This is a genomic window from Mesorhizobium sp. M2C.T.Ca.TU.002.02.1.1, from assembly GCF_003997225.1.
The window spans coordinates 1-5,328 of the sequence record NZ_RZTO01000427.1 but is presented as its reverse complement, the minus strand read 5'-3'; the positions used below and the strand labels follow the sequence as shown (position 1 = coordinate 5,328).

Annotated in this window: 5 protein-coding genes; 1 reads left to right on the top strand and 4 read right to left on the bottom strand. The window is 63.1% G+C overall.

The window, feature by feature from the left end:
- The 4 genes from EOD07_RS21240 to EOD07_RS21225 all read right to left on the bottom strand — a co-directional run.
- Positions 1 to 716 (bottom strand): ABC transporter permease (locus EOD07_RS21240; protein ID WP_164772402.1); only part of this gene is annotated, 716 nt, incomplete at its 3' end.
- A gap of 11 nt (positions 717 to 727) precedes the next feature.
- Entirely contained in the window at positions 728 to 1,741 is a 1,014-nt protein-coding gene (locus tag EOD07_RS21235; protein WP_041006711.1) for a sugar ABC transporter substrate-binding protein, read from the bottom strand.
- A 33-nt stretch (positions 1,742 to 1,774) separates the two neighbouring features.
- Complete coding sequence (locus EOD07_RS21230) at positions 1,775 to 2,791, bottom strand: ABC transporter permease (protein ID WP_127236857.1); 1,017 nt, start codon at positions 2,789 to 2,791, stop codon at positions 1,775 to 1,777.
- Between the two features lie 4 nt (positions 2,792 to 2,795).
- Positions 2,796 to 4,229: a hydroxymethylglutaryl-CoA reductase, degradative gene (locus EOD07_RS21225; RefSeq protein WP_127236856.1), complete on the bottom strand. Its 1,434-nt coding sequence runs from the start codon at positions 4,227 to 4,229 to the stop codon at positions 2,796 to 2,798.
- On the opposite strand from EOD07_RS21225, the gene EOD07_RS21220 reads away from it, so the two are divergent.
- A partial coding sequence (locus EOD07_RS21220; protein WP_164772401.1) for a PLP-dependent aminotransferase family protein occupies positions 4,228 to 5,328 on the top strand: 1,101 nt, incomplete at its 3' end. The genes EOD07_RS21225 and EOD07_RS21220 overlap by 2 nt on opposite strands.

The following is a 5,328-nucleotide window of genomic DNA, read 5'->3' as shown; positions in this document are numbered from 1 at the left end:
ACATAGGCCATGCAGACAGTGCGCTTGACGTCGATGCCGGCATTGTAGGCGGATTTGCGCGTGCCGCCGACGGCCCGCAGGCGCCAACCGGGGCGAAGCCGGGACAAGGTGATGTGAATGGCGACCGCAATCACCGCGAAGATCAGGAAGGACGCCGGCAAGCCGTAAAAATCGCCGAAGCCGAGATAGTCCCAGCTTGCCGAGTCGGGTGTGCTGCCCACGATCGCACTGGCAAGACGCGGGAAGATGATGTCGTAGACGGCGCGGTAGATCACCAGCGTGACAAGCGTCGTGATGAAGGCGCGCAGCCTGAGATAGCCGATCAGCACGCCGTTCAGCAGGCCGCAGACCAGTCCGGTCGCGAGCGTCATGCCGAGGGCCGCGGCGAAAGGCAGTTCCAGCACGTTCATGCCGATCAGCGCCGCCAGCACGCAGAGCGCGAACATCGAGCCGACGGACAGATCGATGCCGCCTGATATGATGACCAGGGTCAGCGCCAGCGCGACCAGGCCGAATTCGGCGAGTTGACGCGCCAGATCGGCGAGATACGCGGCGCTGAGCAGGCCGGGAATGACGAAACTCATGACGGCGACCGTCGCCACAAGGGCGATCGCCGGTATCGTGGAGTCGATCCAGCTCTTGGAAAGGATTTCTCCGGCCAACCGGCCGGAGAAATATCTGTAGCGCAATTGCGTCAGCGTGTTGCTGTCAGCCATGAACCGCTTGCCTATTTCAGATCGTCGAGCGTCCAACAGTTACGCTGGTTCACATTGGCCTTGGTGATCATGGTGAGAGGGTTGAAATACATGGTCTTGATTTCGCCTGCCGGGCTTTGCGACATCAGCAGCCGTGCGATCTCCTGGTTGAGCAGATCGCCCTGGAGCGGCACGTTGTAGCTGATGTAGAGATTGAAGAGGCCCTTCTCGACATTCTCGCAGCCGACCTTGTTGCCGCCGCCGCTGGTGACGAGGAACACCTGATCGCTTTTGCCGGCTTCCTTGATCGCCGACGCCGTGCCGGTGTCCTGGTTGTCCCAGATGCCGATGCCGCCGCACAGGTCGGGATGCTGCTGCAGCACCGTCGCCATGATCGAGCGGGCCTTTTCCGGATTGTATTCGGTGGCCTGCTGCGAGACGACCTGGATATCCGGGTGCTGGTTCAAGACCTTGTAGATGCCGTCGAGCTGGAAGACGTCGGACGCGGCGGTCGGCACGCCGGTGTCGATCGCGACCTTGGTGGAAACGCCCTTGCCCTTGTCGCATTTGTCGACGATGGCCTCCGCCGCCTTCCTGCCGATCTCGGTCCAGTCGGCGCCGACATAGGAGTCTGTCGTGGTGTTGGATTCAAGGTTGATCTGAACGACCTTGATACCCGCCGCCTGCGCTTGCTTGAGCAGCCGAGCGTAGGACTGGATGTCCGGATTGTGAATGACCAGAAGGTCGGGCTTTTCGGTGATCAGCGACTGGATCGCCTTGGCGCCCGCGTCGGTGCTCCAGGCGGGGTCCCTGATCTCGAAACTGTAGCCGAGGCGCGCGGCCTGCTTCTTCATTTGCGCGGCCCAGCCCTCGGTCAGGTCGAAGCCCATGGACAAGGGCACGAACACGACCTTCTTGTCCTTCAGGGCGGCGTTGAATGCCGTGCTGCGCGGGTTTTCCAGGCCCTTGTCCTGCGCGCCGGCGTAGGACAGGCCGGCCACGAGGACAGACGCCGCAAGCGTCAATTTTTTCAGAAACGGTCTCATCTTTTCCTCCCGATGTTCGACCTTGTGTTGAAGCTAAAGATCCCCTTGCTGCGAGGTCTGCTCGTCGCGTGGATTTATGAGTGAATCGACCACGATGGCGAGCAGCAAGACCACGCCTTTCACGAGGTTCTGGATCGTGTAGTCGATGTTCATGATGGTCATGCCGTTGAGCAGAATGCCGACGAACACGGTGCCCAGCATGACGTTGCGCACGCTGCCGTGGCCACCGTTGAGGCCGATACCGCCAAGCACCACGACCAGCAGGATGTCGTAGATCATTGTCGAGTTGAACAGCCGCGCATTGATCGCTGCAGCCGACGAAGCCAGGATCAGCCCGGCCAGATAGGCGACGAAGGCGCTTATGGCATATTGAGCGACGGTCATCGGCCGGAACGGCATGCCCGTCATACGCGCCGCATTGGGATTGTTACCCATCGCATAGATCATCCAGCCGAAGCGGGTATGGCGCAGCACGAGCTGGAAGACGCCGCACAAGACGGCAAAGGCGATGACCGTGACCGGGATGCCAAGCACACTGCCCTGGCCGATCAGGCTGAACCAGTCCGTGTCCGGCGGCACGTTCTGCATTTCGAGCGTGAAGAAGAAGGTCCGGCCCGTGCCATAGATCACCGAGCCGGCGGCCAGCGTGGCGAAAATCGGCGGCACGTCGCCGAAGGCGATCAGCGCGCCGATAAGCATGCCCGTCATCAAGGCAAAACCCGCGCCGATCAGCAGCGCGAGTTCGAACGGATAGCCGGCACGGGTTATCACGAAGGCCCAGGATACCGAGACCACCATGATGGCGATCATCGACACGTCGATGCCGCGCGCGATCACCACCAGGGCCATGCCGAGGGCGAGGATGCCGAGAATGGAGACGCTGCGCACCAGCACCAGAAGATTGCCGGGGCTAAGGAAGCCGGGCAGCAGCAAGGCGAATGCGGCGAAAGCCAGGACCGCCAGCGCCAGCACGATGCCTTCCTGACTGCGCAGCAGGCGTCGGTCGAAAGGCTGGCGGGCTTCCTCGGTGACGGAAACGGGCTCGGTCATCGCTTCATGTTCCGCCACGAATCTCTTCGAGCAATTCCTTGGCGCGGTCGACGCGCACATCATGGCTGGCCGCCAATGCGCCTGCGACCCGTTCGATCTCATCGCCGACAGCACCCGCGACGATGGCGATGTTGCGGGCGTGCAGGGCCATGTGTCCTTTCTGGATGCCTTCCGTGGCCAGGGCGCGCAGCGCGGCCATGTTCTGCGCCAGCCCGACTGCAACCGCCACCTCGGCCAGTTCCTGCGCGCTTTGCACGCCGAGGATTTTCAGCGCTGCCCGTGCCGCCGGATGCGTCTTGGTGGCGCCGCCGACGAGGCCCAACGCCATCGGCATTTCCAGCGTGCCGACGAGACGTCCGTCGCGGTCGATCTCCCAGCTCGAGAGAGAGGTGTAGCGCCCGGAACGCGAGGCCCAGACATGCGCGCCCGCCTCGATCGCACGCCAGTCGTTTCCGGTCACCACGACGATCGGGTCGATACCGTTCATGATGCCTTTGTTGTGGGTCGCCGCGCGATAGGGGTCCACGATGGCGAAGGCGCAGGCCGCGACGATGCCACGGGCGATGCGCTCGCCGTCATAGTCTTCCGTCTTAAGCGCCTCCATCGGAATCGTGACCGTGGCGCGGGCCAGGCGCAAATCCGCGTAATTCGACAGGATTCGTAGCCGAACGACACCACCCGTGATCGCCTCGACCAGAGGCGCTACCGTTTCGGCCATCGTGTTGACCGTGTTCGCGCCCATCGCGTCGCGGACGTCCACCAGCAGATGGACTGCGAGCATCGGTCCGACCGGCGTCTGGTCGAAGACATGCACCTCGATGTCCCGGCAGCCGCCGCCCAGCGAGATCAGCATCTTGTCCTTGGCGTTGGCCGCGGCGACGATGGCATCCCGCTCCTTCAGCACACGGGCGCGCGCGGCATGCGGATCTCTGATGTCCAGCACCTGGACCTGTGCCCGCATGATGGGCTGGCTGCTCGATGTGTGGAAGCCGCCATGCGCGCGCGCGATGCGCGCCATGTAGGACGCGGCCGCCACGACGGAGGGCTCTTCCACAGCCATCGGAATGAGATAGTCGCGGCCGTTGATGGTGAAATTGGTGGCGATGCCCACCGGCAGTTCGAACGTGCCGATGACGTTCTCGATCATGCCGTTCGCCAGTGCCAGCGGTAGCCCGCCGCGGCCGAAGGATTGATGTTCGGCATCCCCCAGATCGACCGCTTGCGCGACCTTATCCAGCCTTTCCGCCGGGGACAGATTGCGCAATCCCTCCAGGCGCGAACTGATCGCCGGACGTGCCGTGTCCTCCCTCAGGCCAATCAAGGTTGCCTCCCATGCATTTCCTCTTGATGGACAAATGACCGCTTCAGTACCCCTATGCAAAGGTACAATTTTGATTAATTGTCCAAAATTGTACCCAGGAATGCGAACGATCGACATGACAAAACCAAAGAAGCGACCCGCGACCCTGGCCGCCAGCCTGGTGCGCAGGCTGCAAGGCGAGATAGCGTCCGGGGCGCTTCTGCCCGGCAGCCGCATCTGGTCCATCCGAAATGCCGCCGCCGTGTTCGGCGTATCGAAGAACACGGTGGTCGAGGCTTATGACCGGCTGGTGGCGGCGGGACAGCTCGTGGCAAAGCCGGGCTCCGGATTCATCGTGGCTTCGACGGGCGAGTCGGTCCACACCCAACGGCCGAGGCACGTGGCCGAAGCCGTAGACGTTGCCTCGCTCCTCAGCGCCCAGCTCGAGCAGAGCTTTGATATCCGGGTCGGCGATGGCCGTCCGCCTCCCGCCTGGACCGAGCAGTCGGAAATCCGGCGTCATCTGGGCGCGCATGGCAGTGCGATGGCCCTTGACGCCGATGCCTATGGATCGGCGCTGGGCTTCCTGCCGCTCCGGCAGGAAATGGTCCGACGTCTCGCCACGCAGCAGATCGAGGCGAAAGCCGACAACATCCTCATGACCTTCGGTGCCAATCACGCGCTCGACCTGATCATCCGCGCCATGCTTTCCCCCGGAGATACGGTGCTGGTCGACGAGCCCGGCTATTATCCGCTCTTCGCGAAGTTGACCCTCGCGCAAGTCCGCATGGTCGGCGTGAACCGCACCGCGGACGGACCGAGCCTCGAGGATTTCTCCGACAAGGTCGCGGCAGAGCGCCCCAAGCTGTTCTTCACGCAGTCGCTGGGCCACAATCCGACGGGCAGTTCCATCACGACGCCTGTCGCGCATGCGATCCTGACGATCGCAGAGAGGCATGGCCTCGTCCTGGTCGAGGACGATCCGTTCGCGGACCTGCCCGGCGTACCCGGCAACCGGCTGGCGACCCTGGACCAGCTGAAGAATGTGATCTCGATAGGCACCTTTTCCAAGACATTGTCCGCAAGCCTGAGATCGGGGTTCATCGCCACGCGCGCCGACCGCATCGCGGCACTCGCCGAGCTCAAGATGCTCACGACGGTCAACAGTTCCGGCCACGTCGAACGGCTTTTGCATCGCGTGCTCGCCGGTGGTCACTACGACCGCCATCTGAAGCGC